This window comes from Meiothermus sp. CFH 77666, assembly GCF_017497985.1.
Classification (GTDB): domain Bacteria; phylum Deinococcota; class Deinococci; order Deinococcales; family Thermaceae; genus Meiothermus.
On sequence record NZ_JAGDFV010000024.1, the window covers coordinates 1 to 18931 of the forward strand.

The following is an 18931-nucleotide window of genomic DNA, read 5'->3' on the forward strand; positions in this document are numbered from 1 at the left end:
ACCCAGACATAGGTAGCGATCAGGAGGGTTTCTGCGTCAAGATAGTAAAGGGGGTGCTCGCGATCTGAGTGCATAGCACCCCCTCTTGTTTCACATCTTGGGGTTCAGATCAAGTAGCACACGAAGGGATAGATAGTCATCCATTGGGAATCCACCCGAACCCTGCCACCCCCCGGATGATCTCGGGGTGCTGCTGGAAATAGACACACCGCTCTACCAGACGCTCTTGCAAAGCCTCCAAGCTGGGGAAGCTCTCATTGGCCACCGCTTCCCGCAGCAAAGGCACCACCGGCTCCGCCGGGGAGAGCTCCGGGGTGTAGGGCGGTAGGTTCAGCAGCAGCAGACCGGGCGGTACCTGGAGGTCTTTGGCCCGGTGCCAGCCCGCGTTGTCCAGAAGCAGCACCAGAACCTTCCTCCCCTCTGGATCCACCTCCCGCTGGAACTCCTGTAGGGCCAGGCTCATGAGTTGGCTGTTCACCGTGGGCAGGATCAAGAAGGTGCTCTGCCCACTGGCCGGATGCACGAAGAGGTAGACGTACAGCCATTCATAGCGGCTGCGATGGAAGGCCAAAGGCCGCTGTCCTTTGAGCGCCCAGACCCTGTGCACAATCGGCTTCAGGCCCAGGCGGGCCTCATCCTGGCTCCAGACCTCCACCGGCTTATCTGGGTGCAACCGCCGCTGGGCCTCTACTACCTGGGCTACTTTTTTTGAAAGCGGCCTTCTCCTGCGGGCTTGCCGCCTGGGTGTGACGCGGACGGAGGCGTTGGAGGCTGAAGCCCAGCCGCCGCAGGTAGGTCCAGGCGGTGATCTCCGCCATGACCTTGCCGGTGTGCTGCTTGACCCAGCGGGCCACCTTGGGGGCCGTCCACACCCCCCCGTCGGGGGGGCGCTCTTGCAGGGCCCGCCAGAGGGCTTGTTGCTGCTGTTTGTTCAGCAGAGCCCGCTTATCCCCTCCCGGGTTGTAGCGGTGCTTATCGATGAGCCCTTGGGGTCCCTCGGCGTTGTAGCGCCGGATGAGCTTGTAGACCCAGTTCTGGCTAAACCCGGTGGCCCGGCTTACCGCCAGGGTGCTGGGGCGGTTCTCCCGGGTCTGCTGGGCGTACAGCCAGATCACCTGCCAGCGGGTCTTCTCCTTGGCATCCTTGCAGCGACGATAGCGCTGTTCCAGTTCCTCCAGGCTCAGGTGGGGGTGTAGGGGTATGGCTTTGCTCGGCATGCATTATTATCTACATAGATTTGGTATGACATCGTTCAGTGACTAGCACCAGTGATTGGATAGGTGGCAACTTGAGTTAAGTAATCAAGTATTGCAGTAACTAAGTACCTCCGTATATCTTGCATCCATGTCGCACCCGTTGATTGGCCGCAAGGGAAGAAGGCCGTGCCCTTCTGCTTGGGAGCATATCAATCAGGCTAGCCACCTCTTTTTAATTTCGAGCTACAAACTCGCCTCGTGTTCAGGTCATCCCGCCCCTTCCCCGCAGCTCCTCGTTAGGCAGGGGCAGGATGAAGATCAGGGAAATTAGTACAAAGAGGGCAGCGTACATGAATATCTCTTTTTCTGCTTGGGTAATGCCGTTGTTGAGGGCCTCGTGAAGTTTGTTTTTGGTCTCCTCGAGCCTGGCCACCACCTGTTTGGGCACCTCCTGCAGGGCCTTTTGTTCGGCCACAGCAAGGTTTTCACGGGTGGCCTGCAGGGCCTTCTCCAGCGCAGCGGCCTGGGCTTTTTGCAAGCTCTCACGCACCGCCGCAACGGCCTGGGCAGTGGCGGCAGCCTGGGCTTTTTGTAAGTTCTCGCGCACCGCCGTAAGGGCAGCAGCCTCAGCTTGGAGCCGGGCCTGGGCCAGCCCGGCCTTGACCCCGGCCAGCGCCTGGGTTAGGGCTTGTTGCTGGGCTTGCTGCAGACCCGCCTCGATCTGTGCGCTGGCCTGCTGCGTGACCGCAGCGATAATCTGCGGCGACTGGGCTTCCAGGCCCGCCTTTACCTGGGCCAGCACAGCGGGTAGGGCCTCGGCGGGGGGTGGGTTATCCAGCAGGTTCTGGATACGGGGATCCAGGTTGGGTGTGCGCCGCAGGGTCTGGGCGGCCTGAGCATCTCCCTGCAGAGCCGCCTGCAGCAGGCCCAGGGTTTGCTCGAGCTGGGCCTGTACCTGGGCGGCCACCCCCCCTTTGGGAATGCGGGCTTTGAACTCGGCGGGTATCAGGGGGTTCTGCTGAACGGCCTGGTAGGCCTGGGCATCACCCTTCAAGGCCGCCAGAAGCTGGGTTTTGATCTCCTGGAACTGGGCCGGGAGGCCCCCTTTGGTCAAGCGGGCCTTGAACGCTTCAGGTACCTGCGGATTGTTGATCAGGGCGGTGTAAGCCGTTACATCCCCATTCAGGGCCGCCGCAAACTGGGCCTCGAGCGCCCGGAACTGGGCGGGAATACCCCCCTCTACCAGTCGGGCCTTGAGCTCGGCGGGCACCTGGGGGTTGCGGATCAGGGTGTTATAGGCCGCCACACTGCCCTTGAGGGCCGCCTCGACCTGGATCTCCAGCTCCTGGAACTGCGCCGGAATGCCGCCTTTGACCAGCCTGGCCTTGAACTCCGCGGGCAGATTGGGGTCGGCCATCAGGGCCGTGTAGGCCTTCTCATCGCCCTGCAGCGCCGCCACCACCTGTGCCTCCATCTGCCGGAACTGCGCCGGTATGCCACCTTTGACCAGCCGGGCTTTGAACTCCGCGGGCAGATTGGGGTCGGCCATCAGGGCCGTGTAGGCCTTCTCATCGCCCTGCAGCGCCGCCACCACCTCTGCTTCCATCTGCCGGAACTGCGCCGGAATGCCGCCTTTGACCAGGCCGTTTTTGGCCTCCTGGGGTACCTGGGGGTCTTGCAGCAGGGCCTGGTAGGCCTGGGTATCGCCCTTGAGGGCGGCTACGACCTGGGCCTCGAGCTGGGCAAACTGCTCATCCAGGTTCAGGCCCGTGCCCCCTTCGTTTGACCTCGAGGCCAGCGCCCCCGGCTTACAGACGGCATCCTGGGGGAAGACCTTGCAGGTCTCGGCGGTCAGGTTATGGGAGAGGACCGTACCCAGCACGGCAATGCCAATGGTGGAGCCAATCTGCCGCATGAGCTGGGTGAAAGCCGTGGCCGAGCCGATGCGCTCTGGGGGAACGTTGTTCTGGGCGGCTATCTGCAGCAACGACTGGGCCGGGCCTAACCCCAGCCCCAGGAGGAAGAAGAAGAGCACCGCCTGCCAGAGCGGGGTATCCACGCTCAACACAAAGTGCAGAACGGTAAAGATAAGGAGCAGCCAGAGGGTGCCCACCAAAAGCAGCGGCTTGAACCGGCCCAGCCGCCCCGACAGCACCCCACTCCCGCTGGCCCCCAGCACCACCCCCAGGGTCAGGGGCAGCACCGTCACGCCCGAGGCCGAGGCCGAGACGCCCTTCACCACCTGCAAATAGAGGGGCAGAAAGGCCACCGCCCCCAGAAAGGCCGGGCCGTAGAAGAAGGTGGCCGCCGAGGCCAGACTGAAACTCCGCACCCGCAGGACGGAAAGGTCGAACAGCGGGTGCGGCTCGCGGTTCTGCGACCAGACCCACAGGGCCAGGGCCAGTGCGCTGAGCGCAAAGAGGCCCAGAATGGGGGCGCTCAGCCAGGGGTAGGTGCTGCCCCCCCAGGAGAAGGCCAGCATCAGCGGCACTGTCCAGAGAATGAGCAGGCCAGCGCCCAGAAAGTCGAACCGTTCGCGCCGCTCGGGTGAAAGCCGCGGCATGAAGCGCAGGATGAACCACAGGGCCACGGCCCCCACCGGCATATTGATGTAGAAGACCCAGTGCCAGGAGAGGTGGTCGGTCAACAGGCCCCCCAGCCACGGCCCCAAAGCGCTGCTCACCCCGAAGATGGCCCCAAACAGGCCACCCACCTTGCCCCGCTCACGCGGGGGAAAGAGCACTGCAATGGTGGTGAGGGCCAGGGCAAAAAGCGCCCCTCCCCCAATGCCCTGGATACCCCGGAAGAGGATCAACTCGGGCATGTTCTGGGCCAGCCCGCTCAGGGCCGACCCGGCCAGAAAGATACCGATGGCCACCAGCAAAATGGCCTTGCGGCTGAACAGTTCGGTCAGGCGGCCAAAGATGGGCGCCGAGAAGGTGGCCGTGAGCAAGTAGGCGGTGGTCACCCAGGCGTAGAGCTCGGTGCCCTTGAGGTCGGCGATGATCCGGGGCAGGGCGGTGGAGACAATGGTCTGGTCCAGGGCAGCCAGAAACAGCCCCAGCAGAATGCCGATCAGGGTCAGGCGGGTCTCCCGCGCGGTGGTTTGGGTTTGCGAAGCCGAGGGGTCGGTGGGTTGGGCAGGATGGGTCATGGTTGCTCCTTGGGGGCTTCTTCGCTGGCCAGCACCTCGAGCCACCGTGCAAACTGCTGGCGCTCTTTTGGGGAAAGCCGCTCCAGCCGACGCTCCATGGCGCGCTGGATATGCTGGCGGCTCTCCTCGAGCAAAGCCCGCCCCCGCTCGGTCAGCTCGAAGCGGTAACGGCGCAGGTCGGCGGAATCGAGCGAGCGCACCACCAGTCCGGCCTGCTCCAGACGCCGAAGCATCTGGCTCACCGTGGGGGCGGGCATCTGCATGGCCCGCACGGCCTCGGTAGGGTAGCGGTGCCGTTCGATCTCGGCCAGGAGCCAGGGGTCGGTGGGGGCCAGACCCAGGCGCTCGAGGTGAGGCAGGGCTTCCTCGCGCAGTTCGCGGGTCAACTTCCACAGGTAGGTCAGGATGCCCCAGGTCATACTCGGCTTAAGATACTTTCAAATGAAATTATTGTCAAGCAGAACTATTCTTTAGCAAATCTTTACCGTTTAGAAGTAACACCAGGGTCAGGTGCACCACAGGCCGCCCCAGCCAGGGCGTCCAGAGGGGACTTTCCCAGCGGGCGTACTCCTGGAAGCCGAGTTTGCGGTACAGGGCGAGGGCGGCGGTGTTTTCCTCGGTGGTGGAGAGCTGAACCCCACAAACCCCTCGATCCCGCAAACACCCCAGGTGCGCCCGCAAGAGCTGCTCCCCCAGGCCCCTGCCCCGGGCTTCCGGCAACAGGTTCAGGTGCAGGTGGGCTGGGTACAGATTCAGGGGGGCCGCCCTCGAGGGATACCGCACCGCTCGCAGCAGATAGCGCAGGCTACCCCCCAGCCCCGGATACCGGCCCAGCGCGGCCCAGGCCAGCCAGCGCGGCAGCCTTTGGAGGTAGTAAAGCCGGTACCGCCAGGGATCCATGCTCCCCAGGATGTAGCCCAGGACTTTACCCTCTGCCTCGGCGACCAGGCCGCACGCACCCGCAGGCCCCAGATAGGGCCCCACCCAGAGCTCGCTAAAGAGCGCCCTGGCCGGAAAGTAAACCTCCGCCGAGCCGCCGAAAAACCCGGTGGCATAGGCAATATCGGCCAGCACTGGGTAGTCGCCGGGCTGAACGGGACGAATCCGAAGCACGCCAGGGCCCCTAGTGGCCAAAACCGCTGACCAACCGGGCCAGCCCATAGGCCGCACCCGCCGCCAGCCCCCCAACCAGCACGGTCTGCCAGGCCCCCTTGAGCCAGGGCAGGCCGGTAAAGCGGGCCTTGAAGGTGCCAAAGACCGCCAGCGCCAGCAGGGTCACGCCCGCACTAACCAGCAAGGACTGCTCGATGGAAAGAGGAAGCAGGTAGGGCAGCAAAGGAATGGCCCCACCGGCCACGTAGGAGCCGCCGATGGTTAGGGCGCTTCGCAAGGCGCGCCTGGGGTCAGGCGCCTCCAGGCCCAGCTCTTCCTTCATCATGAAGCGAACCCAGACCTGAGGGCTTCGGGTCACCGCCTCGGTGGCCTGCTCGAGGGCCGCGCCCTCCAGGCCATACTGCCGAAAGACCGCTCGCACCTCCTCGGTCTCGGCCTTAGGCAGCTCACGTACCTCCCGCTCCTCCCGCAAGAGTTCAGCCTGGTAGTGGTCGGCCTCGGTACGGGCCGCCAGATAGCCCCCCAGGCCCATGGCAATGGATCCCGCCACCACCTCGGCCAGCCCGGCCACCAACACCACAAAGTTGGAGTCCACCGCCCCCGCCAGACCCGCCGCCAGCGCAAAGGGCACCGTGAGCCCATCGGACATCCCAATCACCACATCCCGCACCGTCTCGGAGCCGGAAAAATGCTGTTCTATATGGGTTTTTGGCATCAGGTACCTCCTTCTGGCAAGTTCAAGCCTGCCACACTTCAATCAGGGTTGAATCGGGTCTGTTTATCGAAGTGCGGGATTGATTTGCATCGCTGGCTGTGCACAGGGTCCGTGTAACGGGAAACACCTGGATTACAAAGCCTCTGCAGCGGGGAGCTCGAGCCGGGCCAGCAGGCCGCCCTCGCGGGCTTTTTGCAGCACCAGCCGACCCCCGTGCTGCTCGGCAATGGCGGTGACCAGGGTCAGGCCCAGTCCGGCCCCCCTCACCCCCTGGGTGGCGGTACCCCGCTGAAAGGGCTGCATGAGGCGCTCAAGCTGCTCCGGTGGGATGCCGGGCCCCTCATCGGCCACCTCCACCACAGCCAGAGGGCCCTCCTGGCGGGTACGCAGCCAGACCCGCCCACCCACGGGGCCATACTTGAGGGCGTTGGAGAGCAGGTTGCCGATGGCGGTGCGCAGGGTCAGGGGCTGGCCATGGTAGGGGGTGGGCTCGAGCTCCAGCAGCACCCGGGCCTGCTTTTCTTTGGCCAGGGCCTCCAGAGACTCCTGGGCTTCCAGGGCCAGCAGGTCAAGATCCACCGGCTGCCGCTCTACTGGCTGGTGGGTGCGGGCCAGCAGCAGCAGGGCCTCGATCACCTGGGCCAGGTCTTCGGCGGTGCGCCCGATCTGAACCAGGGCCTCGCGGTACTGTTCGGGGGTGCGGGGCTTTTCCAGGCTCAGGCTGGCCCGGCCCTGTAGCAGGCTCAGCGGTGTGCGAAGCTCGTGGGCTGCGGCCAGGGCAAAAGCCCTCTCACGCTCGATGGTGCGCTCGAGGCGCGAGAGCATAGCGTTGAAGGTCTGGGTCAGGCGGGCCATCTCATCCGTGCCGGGGCTCTCGGGAACCCGCCTTCCATACCGTCCGGATGCCGCAATCTGCGCGGCCAGCCGGGTGACCTGATCCACCGGGCGCAGCGAGCGGTCCGCCAGCACATACCCCACCCCCAGCGCCACCACCAGCAGCACCGGCAGGCCCCAGAGCAGGGTCTGCTGAGTGCGATCGAGAGTTTGCAGGGCCTCTTCCTGGGATCGCATCACCTGCACAATGCCGCCATTGGAAAGCGGGTGGTTGTAAATCCGGGTCTGCTGGACGGTCATGAAGCCACTTTTGAGTTCAACCTGTACCCAGGGGCGCCCCAGACGAAAGAGTGGGTTCCCCTCAGCGTCATACACGGTGAGTACGGTAGCTCCAGGAAAACGGCTCTGAAGTGCGCTGGAGTCTCCCAGAGGGGTAGATTGAATCTGAAGCTCCGCCGCCGTGATGGTAGCGGTCTCCTGTAGCGACTGATCCAGGGTCTGGTGCAGCGCCGTATGAAAGACCCCATAAAGTAGCAGCCCACTCAAGAGCAGAAACGCCACCAGCAGCAGGCCGTAGTAGAGGGTCAGGCGCAGGCGCAGGCTCAAGGCACCCCCTCCATGCGGCCCAGGCGATAGCCCAGGCCCCGCACCGTTTCCACGAACGCCTCGCCCAGCTTGCGCCGCAGGCTGGAAACGTACACATCCACCACCTTGGTATCCACCTCGCTCTCCCCCGGCCAGACCCGCTCAATCAGGCTGTTGCGGGAGTAGGTGCGGCCCGGGTTCAGCCCCAGGCACTCCACCAGGGCATACTCGCGGGGGGTGAGGGGAACGGGCTGGTTATCTTTGAGCACCTGGTGGGCCGCCAGGTCGAGTGTGTAGCCCCCCGGCAGGGGAATCAGGTTGGCGGCCTCGCCCCGTGCCCGCCGCACCAGGGCACGGATGCGAGCCCGGAGCTCGCGAAAGTCGAAGGGCTTGGTCAGGTAGTCGTCCCCCCCGGTCTCGAGGCCCACCAGTTTGGAGTCCATATCCCCCCTAGCAGTCAGGAAGAGGATGGGGGTCTTGTCGCGCTGGCTCCGCAACACCCGGGCCAGCTCGAAGCCCGCCTGCGGCCCCTCGGGAAGCATGACGTCCAGAATTAGCAGGTCGTAGAGCTCGAGTTCGGCCATGCCCCGTCCAATGGCCGCATTGGGCGCATGATCCACTATCAGACCATCGTCGCTCAGGCCCTCCACAATCAGCGCGGCCAGGCGCGGGTCATCTTCTACCAACAGGACGCGCATAGATACCTCATAGCATGGCAGCGTAAGTGCCCAGGGTAAAGGTTGGGTAAAGGTCAGGGTATGGAGCTGGCCTGCATGGGTAGCCACAGGCGAAACCGCGCCCCCCTGGGCCCATTGGCCACCTCCACCTGGCCCCCGTGCCAGCGGGCAATGGCCGCCACCAGGGCCAGCCCCAGGCCGCTCCCGCTGCGGCGGTGTTCCACCTGGGCCTGGTAGAAGCGCTCAAACAGGTGCGGGAGAGCGGCCTCGGGAATGCCGCCGCCGGTGTCCTCCACCTCCACTAGCGCCTCGGCCCCCATCTGGCGCAGGGTTAGCCATACCTCGCCTGCCGGGGTGAACTTGAGGGCATTTTCCAGCAGGTTGCGCAGGGCCAGTCCCAGGGCCAGCCGGTCCCCGGTGACCAGGAACGGCCTTTCGGCCAGGTTTACCCGGAGCACAAGCCCTTTGGCCTCGAACAGGGGGTAGAGGTCTTCCGCCACTTCGGCAGCCAGCTCGTTCAGGGCTACCGTCTCCCGTACCAGTCCCTGCCCGGCCTCGGCTCGAACCAGTTGCAGCAGCTTTTCCACCAGGGCCAGGAGGCGCTGGGTGGAGCGGTGGGCCGAGTCCAGGGCCTGCGCCACCTGGGGGTCGCGGTTTTTCTCCTGGGCCTGCTCGAGCCGCCCCAAGAGCACCGTCAGGGGGGTGCGCAGCTCGTGGGCGGCATCCTGGGTGAAGCGGCGCTCGTTTTCGATGAGCTGGCCCAGGCTGGCCAGCAGGGCGTTGAAGGCCTGGCTCAGGGTGAAGAGTTCGTCGCGGGCCGCGGGCAACGGCAGGGGGCGGTTCCAGCTCCGGCTCTGGGCCCGCTCCCGCGCCGCCAGGGTCAGGGTACGCACCGGACGGAGGGCCCGCCCCACCAGGAAATAACCCAGCGCCAGGGCCAGCCCCAGGGCCGCGGGAAACACCCAGAACAGCACGCGCTCGAGGGCCTGCAGGCTGGCCTCGAGGCCCGCCAGGGGCCGCCCGGCCAGCAACACCCCCCCGTCTGCCCGCGTTCCGCAGAAACGAAAACCAGTTGCCGCAAAGCACCCCACCCGTGGCGCGGGTGGGGGGTGGGGGGCGCGCCCCAAGCCTTCAGTCAGATCCTGCGCCCCATAGAGCAGCAAGACCAGATCGGGTGGAAGCTTTGGCAGGAGTTCGCCCTCCTGGCTGAACCCGAGCCGCTCGTTGTCGCTGTTGACCCAGGGCTGAGCCAGCACCAGGGCCTCCTGCAGGCGCTGGTCCAGCTCGGCCTGCAGGATGCGGGCCAGGCCCAGGCGCAGCCCCAACCCCGCCAGGAGCAAGACCCCGGCCACCAGCAGGGTGTAGAAGAGGGTCAGGCGCAGGCGGAGGCTCATCCCAGCAATTTATAGCCCAGCCCGCGCTGGGTCTCGATGGCCTCCGGGGCCAGCTTCTGGCGCAGGCGGGAGATGTAGGGATCCAGGCTGCGCGGGTCAATGCTGGCCTCCCCCGGCCAGACGTGTTCCAGCAACAGCTCGCGGGGATAGAACTCCCCAGGGTGCAGGGCCAGGAACTCCAGGATCAGCCACTCCTTGGCGGAGAGCTCGAGCGCCGCCCCGTTCCACCAGGCCTGTTTGGCCTTGAGATCGAGGGTGAGCCGTCCCACCTCGACCCGGTTCTGGGCCACCCCCTTGGAGCGGCGCAGCAGGGCCCGCACCCGCGCCCGCAGCTCTCGCAGGTGAAAGGGCTTGACCAGGTAGTCATCGGCCCCGGCCTCAAGGCCGCGCACCCGGTCGTCCAGGCCGTCGCGAGCGGTCAGCATCAGCACGGGCCGTGCGTCTCCGCGCCCACGCAGGTGCTCCAGCAAGCTGAAGCCATCCCGCCGGGGCAGGCCCACATCCAGCACCACCAGGTCGTAGGGAAAGCCCTCCAGCAGCCCCTGGGCTTCCGCGCCATCCTGGGCCCAGTCCACCGCGTAGGGCTCGGCCTCGAGGGTCTCCTTGACCAGCGCCCCCACCTCGGGGTCATCTTCGACCAGGAGGATCCGCATAGCACCCCTACCGCGCCCTTTTGGCCCAGCGGTACCAGAGCGCCACACCCCCCACCCACAGGAAGCTCAGGGCCCAGCCCGCCAGCACGTCCGATGGGTAGTGCACCTGCAGGTAGAGCCGCGAAAGGCCCACCAGCAAGGCCCAGGGCAGCCCCAGGCCCAGCACCCAGCGGGCCAGGCGGGGATGGCCGGGCGTGAGCAGGGCATACAGGGCCAGCACCAGGGCCAGGCTGGCCATGGTGTGGCCAGAGGGAAAACTGTAGTCATGCTCCGGGATGAGCTGCGGAAAGAGCTGGGGCCGGGTACGGGCAAAGAAGAGCTTGGAACCCAGGTTCAGGAGCATGGCCCCGCCAAAACCCAGGGCAAAAAGGGGCCAGTTCAGTCGCCTCAGAAAGGCCATCAGCAAAACGAGCAACCAGTCCCCCCGCCACCGGGGCCGAGGCCGAACCGGTAAAGGCCAGGGCCAGGCCGTTCCAGAAATCGCTTTTCTGCGCATGAAAAAAGGCCAGGATGGGCGCATCGAAGAAAAAGCCCTCCCGCTCGTACACATCCTCGGCCAGGCCCACAAAGGCCAGAAGGCTCAGAAACAGGAGGGCCAGTAGCCAGAGCGGGGCCAGGCGAAGGCCTTGCCGGAAAAAGTGATAACTGGGTCGGGTCATCCTGGATGCTCCTTTGGGGTTCAGGGTGTGGTCTCGGGGTTCTTGTACTCCGCGCTGTTTATCGAGCCTGGGAAGAAAGCAGCTCCGACACCGTAACAAATGCAAACCCTCGAGCTTTCAGAGCGGGAATTAACCTCTGCAGCGCCGGTATTGTCGCCGGTAGGCGCGGCCCGCCCTGCCCGTGCAAAACTATGATGGAACCGTTTTGCACCCGGCTTAGCACGTTGCGTACGATGACGTCGGGGTTGGTCTGCCCGCCATCTTCGCCTGCTGCGTCCCAGTGCACCACCCGCAGCCCCAGCCGCGCCGCCAGGGCCAGGTCGTCGGGGGTGTAGCAGCCTCCAGGAAAGCGAAAGTAGCTGCTCCTGGCCCCAAGCTGCGCCAGCAAGTGCTGGGTCTTCAGTATCTCCTCGGCTTTCTTAGCAGGTTCCACGCTGGGAAGGCCATAGCAGGGCTGGGCAAAGCCCGGGTGGCTGTAGCTGTGGTTTGCCAGCTCGAAGAGGGGGTTCTGAGCGAGCTTCCGGGCCTGCTCGGGGTAGGCCTCGATCCACAGGCCGGTCAAGAAAAAGGTGGCCCTGACCTGGTTCTGCTCAAGCAGCCGGTACAGCTCCGTGGGGTTGTAGCTCTTAACCCGGCCCGTTTTGAGGTTTTGCCACATGCCATGGGTCACATCGGTATCGAAGGTCAGGGCCACCCGTGGGGCCTGGCGGGGGCCGTGGGTGATTGGGGCTGGGGCGGCCCATCCCAGCCCCAACAGCAAAACCGCCAGCGCCCACCCTCTCACCGCGTCACCCCCGTATGCCCCAGGGAGTACCGGCCCGGCTGAGGATAGACCGCCAGCCCATGGGGCCCCTGCCCCACCTTGATGCGGTGGGTCAGCCCGCCTTTGACCGGGTCGGTGTTGAAGACATAGACCTCGCCGTGGTAGCGCCCGGAAAGCCAGAGCTCCTTGCCATCGGCGGTAACCCCACCCATATCCGGGCTGCCGCCGCCGGGAATCCACCACTTGACCACCAGCTTGCGGGTAGCGAACTCGAGCACGCTCACCGAGCCTTCCCCGCGGTTGGAGATGTAGAGATAGTGGGTATCGCGGCTGGGGTAGAGCCCATGGGCGCCTTTTCCGGTTGGGATGAAACCTAGCCGCACCAACCTTTCCCCATCAATGAGGTGCACACCCCCTGCGTCCATATCGGCCACGTAGAAGATCCGCCCGTCGGGCGAGAGTTTGACGTCCTGGGGCATCCCTCCCAGGTGCAGCTTACCCAGCACCTTTTGGGCCGCTGCGTCAATCTTGAGCAGGTCTCCACTGAACTCACACGCGGCGATCAGTATGCGTCCGTCGGCACTATAGTCCATGTGGTTGATCCCTTTGCAGGGAACCTTGAGCGAGCTTTTGCGCTGCCAGGTCTGGGGATCGTAGAAGTCGAGCCTTTGCTTGACCTCGGCCACTACCAGCGCGTATTTTCCATCGGGTGTGAAGTAGAGGTTGTAGGGGTCGGGAATCCGGATGCGAGGCCCGGGCTTTCCGGTCTGGGGATCTATGGGAATGATGGTCTGGCCCACGTCGTTCACCACGTAGAGGGTCTTGAAGTCGTAGGCCGGCACCACGTGCTGGGGCACAGCGTCCACCGGATAGCTGTCCACCACCCGGTAGATCTTGGGGTCTATCAGGTAGAGCCGGTTGCCCTTCCCGTCGGGCACATAGACCCGCTCGAGGAAACCCCTTACCGCTGGGGCCAGCATTCCGGCCTGGGTAAAGGCATAGATGTTGTTGGGGTCATACGGAGGCATCCCTGGCAGGCCCGTCCGTAAGGCAGAGGATGGGTTGGAGAGGGAGCTCGAGGGCTGCGGCTGTGGCGGGGTGGCGGTCGTTGCCTGAGGCCGCGATTGGCACCCCACCAGCCCGAGGGCAAATATCAATCCACCGATTATTGGCCAAACGAGCCCCTTAGGCATAGAAAACCTCGCAGACATCTTGGGTAGTTTGGGTAAAGCTTTGGTAAATGCCCGCCGGGTGGGCCGCCCTCGAGCAGCCCACCCGTTGCGGTGAGGGGGTTTAGTCGTTTTCACCCTCGCTTTCGCCGTCGTTATCCTCCTCGGCTCCAACGGCCTCCTGGTGCAGCACCTTGCCGTTGCCCGCGTCTACCTTGACCTCCTGCCCGGCGATGACCACCTCCCAGACCAGGTAGCCGTTTTCCACTCCAAGCTTGACCTTGGTGGGGGTAGCGGTGCTGTTCAGCGCCGCCTGGGCGGCCTTGATGGCATCCTGCATGGAGACCTTGGCCATGGCCTGGTACTGCTGGGCGCTCAGGTTCTCCTGAACCCGCAGGCTGCCGGTGTAGCTGGGGTGCTGAGTGCCGCTCTGCCCGGTCTGTTGGGCAAATGCTGCCAGGCTCAAGAGGGCCGATGCCGCCAGCAAGATTGCTTTTCCGTACCGTTTCATCTTTTCCTCCTTGTCGGGCTCCTGCCCGGACGTGCCCAAGGTAGCCTGCGTACCTTGCAGGAAGGTTGCAGCGCCTGAGGGTTGGATGAAAGCCACCCAGAGCGCACTACGGGCGGCGTGCTCGAGCGCTCGAAAACCCGCCAGTTTCACGTACAGACAAGCACACTCTGCTCCATCTCCCTGTGCTAAACCCAACTTCCCGGCCATTACCGTTTCTTTACCAAACCTTTAGCCATGGCCCCTAGCCTGAGGTGTGCTCGAGGGTCTGGTGGTCTTGTGGAAAAACCCCTACGTGCGAGGGCTGGCCGGGCTATTGCTGCTCCTGCTGGCGGCCCGTTTCCTGTACCTCACCGCCGACCTATGGGGAATCCTTCTGGGGGCTTTGTTGCTGGCGGCCCTGGTGCGTCCGCTGGTAGACCGGCTGGAACGCCTCCGGCTGTCCCGCGGCCTTGCCCTGGGGGTGGTTCTGCTGCTTCTGAGCCTGGGGCTTGGCCTGCTGGGGGTAGAGCTGGTGCGGGTCGCCGAGCAACTGGCCCAGTACGCCGCCACGCTGCCCGGCACGGCGGGCCATCTGGCCGACTGGTGGAACCGCTTACCCGGATGGCTGCACGCCTCGGGCCTGCCCCTCTGGCTGGTGGGGGCCCTCGAGCAGGCCTATGGCAGCCTGGGGCAGCTCTTGCAGGGCCTCTCTGCCGAGCTAATCCCGCGGCTGGGCAGTTTCGCCCAGAGCGGGCTGGTTCCGGCCCTGACCCTGCTGTTTGGCGGGGCGGTCAAGCTGGCGGCTTTTGTGGTGCTCTTTATCTACCTGCTGGCCGACGGCCCTCGCATGGGCCGGAGCCTGCTCCAGCGGTTGCCGATGTCCGGGCGGGCCTGGGCCGAGCGGAGGGTGGGTTACCTCGAGCGGGCCGTGATGGGCTATTTCCGGGGACAACTGCTGGTAGCCCTCAGCCTGGGGGTGCTGGTGGGGCTGGGCCTGGGCCTGCTGGGGGTGCCGCTGGCTTTACCGCTGGGCATGCTGGTGGGGGTGCTGGAGCTCATTCCCTACCTGGGCCTGGCCCTGGGCACGGTGATGGTGGTGTTTGCCGCCCTCCCGCTGGGGGGGCTGATGGTGCTCAAGGCTTTGTTGGTGCTGTTGGGTGCGGCCCAGCTTGAGGGGCACCTGCTGGCCCCTCTGTTGGTGGGGCAGAGCACCTCGCTGCACCCGGTCACGGTGTTGCTGGCCCTGCTACTTGGAGAACGGCTGGCCGGGGTGCTGGGGATGTTGGTGGCGGTACCGCTGACCGCGGCCCTAAAGCTCTGGCTCGAGGACTTCTGGCCCTGGCCACCCTTGCGTCAAGATGAGGGTATCAGGTAGTGACCCGACATACCGTCCAGGCCACCCTGTGAGGAGGTTTACGCATGGAAATCCTGAACAACCTTTTCTGGCTTTTTTTGCTGCTTTCGTTCCTGAGTCCGCTGTTTCAGCGGCAGATGCTGGAGCTGGCTCGAGCCCGCAGCCTCCAGGCTTTGGAGCGTCGCCGGAACAGCCGCCTCATCACCCTGATTCACCGGCAGGAGGCCATTGCCCTGCTGGGGCTGCCCCTCTCGCGCTACATTGACATTGACGACTCCGAGCAGGTCTTGCGGGCCATTCGCCTCACCGACCCCCAGGTGCCCATCGACCTGGTGCTGCACACCCCAGGCGGCCTGGTACTGGCTGCCGAACAGATCGCCGAGGCCCTCCTGCGCCACCCGGCCAAAGTTACGGTTTTTGTGCCTCATTACGCGATGTCGGGGGGTACCCTGATTGCCCTGGCTGCCGACGAGATTGTCATGGACGCCAATGCAGTGCTGGGCCCGGTAGATCCCCAGCTTGGGCAGTATCCCGCCGTCTCCATTCTGAAGGTGCTGGAGCAGAAGCCCATCGATAAAATTGACGACGAAACCCTGATCATGGCCGACCAGGCCCGAAAGGCCTTGCTACAGGTCAAGGCCACCGCCAAAAACCTGTTACAAAAACACCTGGATGAAACCCAGGCCGAGGCCCTGGCCCACAAACTTTCCCAGGGCACCTGGACCCACGATTATCCCATCAGCGCCGAGGAAGCCAAAAGCATGGGCCTGCCCATTTCCACCGAGATGCCGGCCGAGGTCTACAACCTGATGGAGCTCTACCCCCAGCCCAGGGGCAGCCGCCCCAGCGTGCAGTACGTGCCGCTGCCCTACCGGCGCGAGGGCCCCAAGCCGAGGTAGTCAGATGCTCAACCACGGCCCCCTGAGCGACCAACAAACCCAGCAAGAGGCCCTGCGAGTACTGGAACGCCACTCCCAGAAACGTGGTCTGGCCCGAATATTGCCCTTTTTGGGCCCGGCCTTCGTAGCCAGTGTGGCCTATATGGATCCCGGCAACTTCGCCACCAACATCCAGGCCGGGGCTCGGTTTGGTTACCTGCTTTTGTGGGTGGTGCTCCTCTCCAACCTGATGGCCATGCTGATCCAAAGCCTCTCGGCCCGGCTGGGCATCGCCACCGGGAAAAGCCTGCCCGAAGTGGTTCGTCAGGAGTACCGGCCCTGGGCGCGCTATTTTTACTGGATACAGGCCGAGCTCGCGGCCATTGCGACCGACCTGGCCGAGTTCATCGGGGCCGCCCTGGGATTTCACCTTTTGCTGGGCATTCCCCTGGTCTGGGGGGCCGTGCTGGGGGCGCTGGCCACCTTTGCGCTGTTGGGCTTGCAACGCTACGGCTTCCGCCCGCTCGAGGCGGCCATCGCCGTACTGGTGGGGGTGATCGCCAGCGCATATGTGCTGGAGCTGTTTTTCGCCCACCCCGACCCCAGGCTCGTGACCGGCTTTGTACCGCAGTTCAAGGGCAGCGAGAGCATACTGCTGGCAGTGGGCATCCTGGGCGCCACCGTGATGCCCCACGTGATCTACCTGCACTCGGCCCTCTCGCAGCAGCGCATTCCCGTCCTGGATGTTGTGCAAAAGCGTAAACTGCTGTCCTATAGCAACATGGACGTGGTGCTGGCCCTCTCCATTGCGGGCTTTGTGAACATGGCCATGCTGGTAGCGGCTGCTGCCACCTTTCACCACACGGGCCGCACCGACGTTGCCGACATCACCACTGCCTACCAGACCCTCTCTCCCCTGCTGGGGCCGCTGGCGGCAGGGGTCTTTGCCGCAGCCTTGCTGGCCTCGGGTCTGTCCTCCACCACCGTGGGCACCCTGGCCGGCCAGGTGGTGATGCAGGGCTTTGTGGGTTTCAGCATTCCCCTCTGGGTGCGGCGGCTGGTGACACTGGTTCCTTCGTTTGCGGTGATTCTCCTGGGTTTCGACCCCACCCAGGTGCTGGTCATTTCGCAGGTAGTGCTCTCCTTCGCCATTCCCTTTGCCCTGGTGCCCCTGCTCCTGTTCGTCGGCAACCCCCGGCTCATGGGCGACCTGGTGATCAGCAGACCCATCAAGGGGGTGGGCTGGCTGACAGCAGCGGTGATCATCGGGTTGAACCTGTATCTGCTCGCGCAGAGCGTAGGATAGAAGCTTAATCGAGGTTGACTCATGTCAAAAACTTTGCAGATAGCACTTTATGTTCTGGCTCTGGTTGTCGTGGTAGTTTCGGTAGATTACCTGTTTTTGAGGGACCGGTTCTGGGTTCGACTGGCTGTCAACATCGGCATTGTTCTGGCATTTGCAGCACTCTACCTGCTTTTTTTCAGAAGGCCCTGAATCAACCTCCTATAAAAGCATGCTGCGTAGTTCATTTGGGCGCAAAAGGGGAGCAGCATTTGGTAGCTTGAAAAGCATGCTCCGCACGCTAGGCGGACTACACCTTGAGGGAGAAACGTTTAGCCGGATCAAACCGCTGCTGCTGGTCGCCTATCTGGCCATTGAAGGAAGCCAGCCCCGCCGTAGATTGGCAGAGATGTTCTGGCCCGAAGCTCAGGATCCTTTGAATAACCTTTCGGTGGCCCTGAGTCAGCTTCGCCCATTTAGAGTCATTGAGGGGGAGGAGGCGCTGAGGGCAGTGATCCCCACCGATCTGGAGCCCCTGCACCGGGCCCTATGCGAAGGGCGGCTTTCTGAGGTTCGCGGGCTCTACCGGGGGGCTTTTTTGGAAGGGGTGGAGGCGCCTTTGGGGGAGGAGCTGGAGGAGTGGGTCTGGTCCACCCGTGAACGGATCGCGCTGGAGGTGTACCGGGGTTACGCGGCGCAGGCCAGAGCCTGTTTTGCCCTGGGATTCACCGAGAGGGGGCAGGCCCTCCTGAGCGAGGCTCTGGGGCTGAATGGGGTGCGCCATGCCCTGGAGGTACACACCCCCCCCTCACCATGCCCTGAGCCCCTCCCACGTGAGGTACGCAAGGCCTACTGGGCTTATGCCCTGCTGCCTGGGCGGGCCGCCGAAGTATTATCGCTGAACCCCGAGGCCCTCGAGCGGCTCTACGAAGAGCGGCTCCTGGACGGAACCGGACAGGCTAGACCCCTGGAGGGGCTGACCCCCGGTACCTCAGTCGGGCTACCGATCGAGGCCCAGGAGGTAGCCCTGACCCTAGCCAGGCGGCTGCCCCTGCGAGGGGCTCTGCCTCTTTACCAGATAGGGCGGGCATTATGGAGCGCAGAGGATCAGGAGCGAGCCGGACAGGCCCTTCTAGCAGAGGCCCGGAGGATGCTTTCTGAGAACCCTGCCGAGAGCCTGCGCCTGCTGCAAGGGTTGGCCCTGGAGCCCCAGGTACAGCTCCTGCGAGCCCGGGCGCTGGAGCGGCTGGGCCGGTATCAGGAGGCTTTGGAAGCGCTGGAGGAGTCGGGTTTGCAGGGGGCCGAGGCCGCCGCCGTGCGGGGAAACCTCCTGTTTCGCCTGGGCCAGCCAGGGGCCGAGGCCCAGATCCAAGAAGCCCTGCAAGGGAGCAGCTGGGCCCAGGGAGAGGCCCTCAACCTCCAGGGCTTGCTGGCCTTCAGCCGGGGGGAGTTTGGCTCGGCGGCAGATCTGTTTGCCCGGGCGGCGGTGCGCTTCCTGGCCGCGGCGGAGACCGCCCGCCAGGTAGACGCCCTGAACAACCGGGCGGTGGCGCTGTTTGAGCAGGGCAGCCCGGAAGCCGAGGCGGTGCTGGGCGAGGCCTTGAAGGCTGCTGGCGATGTGCCTCTCCTGCAGGCTCGAGCCCTGCTCAATCTGGGGGTGGTGCGGGAGCGTCAGGGGCGCAGCGAGGAAGCCCAGCAGTTGTACCGGCAGTCCCTCGAGGCTGCGCAAAAAGCGGGGGCGCTCGAGGCCGAGGGCCGGGCCTGGAACAATCTGGGGGCGCTTTTTCACCGGCGAGGCAAGCCTGAGGAGGCCGAGGCCGCCTACCGCAAGGCCCTGGCCCTGGCCCGAGAAGGGCGGGAGTGGATGCTCACCGCAGCAGTCTTGGCCAACCTGGCCGAGCTCAGGAGCGACCCGGCGAGCCTCGAGGAGGCCATCGCCCTGCTGCAAGAGGCCCGCTACGCCGTTTTAGCCGAGCGTTACCGGGGTCGGCTGGAGGCGTTCAGACCCCGTTAAG

At 64.8% G+C, this 18931-nt stretch carries 16 protein-coding genes and 1 pseudogene; 4 read left to right on the plus strand and 13 right to left on the minus strand.

Going from position 1 to position 18931, the window contains the following annotated elements; all coding sequences use genetic code 11:
- Positions 1-136 precede the first annotated feature (136 nt).
- From J3L12_RS12215 to J3L12_RS12275, 13 genes and pseudogenes are all read right to left on the minus strand, one after another.
- Positions 137-1217 (minus strand): annotated as a pseudogene (locus tag J3L12_RS12215) (IS630 family transposase).
- A gap of 241 nt (positions 1218-1458) precedes the next feature.
- Positions 1459-4350 carry a DHA2 family efflux MFS transporter permease subunit gene (locus tag J3L12_RS12220; protein ID WP_208015339.1) on the minus strand — a complete coding sequence of 964 codons (2892 nt, stop codon included), beginning with the start codon at positions 4348-4350 and terminating at the stop codon, positions 1459-1461.
- Positions 4347-4769 carry a MarR family transcriptional regulator gene (locus J3L12_RS12225; protein WP_208015340.1) on the minus strand — a complete coding sequence of 141 codons (423 nt, stop codon included), beginning with the start codon at positions 4767-4769 and terminating at the stop codon, positions 4347-4349. The genes J3L12_RS12220 and J3L12_RS12225 overlap by 4 nt, the downstream gene beginning before the upstream one ends.
- Positions 4770-4803: 34 nt before the next feature.
- Positions 4804-5463, minus strand: a complete 660-nt coding sequence (locus J3L12_RS12230; protein WP_347708894.1) for an N-acetyltransferase — start codon at positions 5461-5463, stop codon at positions 4804-4806.
- 10 nt (positions 5464-5473) lie between these two features.
- A complete protein-coding gene (locus tag J3L12_RS12235) occupies positions 5474-6178 on the minus strand; it encodes a VIT1/CCC1 transporter family protein (protein WP_208015342.1) in 705 nt (234 codons plus the stop codon).
- A gap of 132 nt (positions 6179-6310) precedes the next feature.
- On the minus strand, positions 6311-7618 hold the full coding sequence (locus J3L12_RS12240; protein WP_208015343.1) for an ATP-binding protein: 1308 nt from the start codon (positions 7616-7618) through the stop codon (positions 6311-6313).
- Complete coding sequence (locus J3L12_RS12245) at positions 7615-8295, minus strand: response regulator transcription factor (RefSeq protein WP_208015344.1); 681 nt, start codon at positions 8293-8295, stop codon at positions 7615-7617. Before J3L12_RS12245 ends, J3L12_RS12240 begins: the two co-directional genes overlap by 4 nt.
- 53 nt (positions 8296-8348) lie before the next feature.
- Entirely contained in the window at positions 8349-9668 is a 1320-nt protein-coding gene (locus J3L12_RS12250) for a HAMP domain-containing sensor histidine kinase (protein WP_208015345.1), read from the minus strand.
- Positions 9665-10321, minus strand: coding sequence for a response regulator transcription factor (locus J3L12_RS12255; protein ID WP_208015346.1), 657 nt, complete (start codon positions 10319-10321; stop codon positions 9665-9667). Before J3L12_RS12255 ends, J3L12_RS12250 begins: the two co-directional genes overlap by 4 nt.
- A 7-nt stretch (positions 10322-10328) precedes the next feature.
- A complete protein-coding gene (locus tag J3L12_RS16775; protein ID WP_243455202.1) occupies positions 10329-10736 on the minus strand; it encodes a phosphatase PAP2 family protein in 408 nt (135 codons plus the stop codon).
- A gap of 302 nt (positions 10737-11038) precedes the next feature.
- Complete coding sequence (locus J3L12_RS12265) at positions 11039-11764, minus strand: polysaccharide deacetylase family protein (protein ID WP_208015347.1); 726 nt, start codon at positions 11762-11764, stop codon at positions 11039-11041.
- The gene (locus tag J3L12_RS12270; protein WP_208015348.1) at positions 11761-12771 is read right to left on the minus strand and encodes a YncE family protein; all 1011 of its coding nucleotides are present in this window, start codon (positions 12769-12771) and stop codon (positions 11761-11763) included. Before J3L12_RS12270 ends, J3L12_RS12265 begins: the two co-directional genes overlap by 4 nt.
- Before the next feature lie 265 nt (positions 12772-13036).
- On the minus strand, positions 13037-13423 hold the full coding sequence (locus J3L12_RS12275; protein ID WP_119275662.1) for a PepSY domain-containing protein: 387 nt from the start codon (positions 13421-13423) through the stop codon (positions 13037-13039).
- Positions 13424-13676: 253 nt separating this feature from the next.
- On the opposite strand from J3L12_RS12275, the gene J3L12_RS12280 reads away from it, so the two are divergent.
- The 4 genes from J3L12_RS12280 to J3L12_RS12295 all read left to right on the plus strand — a co-directional run bounded on the left by J3L12_RS12280 (position 13677) and on the right by J3L12_RS12295 (position 18930).
- Positions 13677-14777, plus strand: coding sequence for an AI-2E family transporter (locus J3L12_RS12280; protein WP_208015349.1), 1101 nt, complete (start codon positions 13677-13679; stop codon positions 14775-14777).
- A gap of 44 nt (positions 14778-14821) precedes the next feature.
- Positions 14822-15655, plus strand: coding sequence for an ATP-dependent Clp protease proteolytic subunit (locus J3L12_RS12285; RefSeq protein WP_208015350.1), 834 nt, complete (start codon positions 14822-14824; stop codon positions 15653-15655).
- Between the two features lie 4 nt (positions 15656-15659).
- Positions 15660-16940 (plus strand): Nramp family divalent metal transporter, encoded by a 1281-nt coding sequence (locus J3L12_RS12290; RefSeq protein WP_208015351.1) that lies wholly within the window; start codon positions 15660-15662, stop codon positions 16938-16940.
- A 265-nt stretch (positions 16941-17205) separates the two neighbouring features.
- Complete coding sequence (locus J3L12_RS12295) at positions 17206-18930, plus strand: tetratricopeptide repeat protein (protein ID WP_208015352.1); 1725 nt, start codon at positions 17206-17208, stop codon at positions 18928-18930.
- The last annotated feature ends 1 nt before the right edge of the window (position 18931 follow it).

Excerpts from the sequence above, each read along its gene's own strand:
- J3L12_RS12250 (WP_208015345.1), bottom strand. The coding sequence starts at position 9,668 with ATGAGCCTCCGCCTGCGCCTGACCCTCTTCTACACCCTGCTGGTGGCC.
- J3L12_RS12225 (WP_208015340.1), bottom strand. The coding sequence starts at position 4,769 with ATGACCTGGGGCATCCTGACCTACCTGTGGAAGTTGACCCGCGAACTG.
- J3L12_RS12235 (WP_208015342.1), bottom strand. The coding sequence starts at position 6,178 with ATGCCAAAAACCCATATAGAACAGCATTTTTCCGGCTCCGAGACGGTG.
- J3L12_RS12275 (WP_119275662.1), bottom strand. The coding sequence starts at position 13,423 with ATGAAACGGTACGGAAAAGCAATCTTGCTGGCGGCATCGGCCCTCTTG.
- J3L12_RS12290 (WP_208015351.1), top strand. The coding sequence starts at position 15,660 with ATGCTCAACCACGGCCCCCTGAGCGACCAACAAACCCAGCAAGAGGCC.
- J3L12_RS12245 (WP_208015344.1), bottom strand. The coding sequence starts at position 8,295 with ATGCGCGTCCTGTTGGTAGAAGATGACCCGCGCCTGGCCGCGCTGATT.
- J3L12_RS12220 (WP_208015339.1), bottom strand. The coding sequence starts at position 4,350 with ATGACCCATCCTGCCCAACCCACCGACCCCTCGGCTTCGCAAACCCAA.
- J3L12_RS12285 (WP_208015350.1), top strand. The coding sequence starts at position 14,822 with ATGGAAATCCTGAACAACCTTTTCTGGCTTTTTTTGCTGCTTTCGTTC.
- J3L12_RS12270 (WP_208015348.1), bottom strand. The coding sequence starts at position 12,771 with ATGCCTCCGTATGACCCCAACAACATCTATGCCTTTACCCAGGCCGGA.
- J3L12_RS12295 (WP_208015352.1), top strand. The coding sequence starts at position 17,206 with ATGCTCCGCACGCTAGGCGGACTACACCTTGAGGGAGAAACGTTTAGC.
- J3L12_RS12255 (WP_208015346.1), bottom strand. The coding sequence starts at position 10,321 with ATGCGGATCCTCCTGGTCGAAGATGACCCCGAGGTGGGGGCGCTGGTC.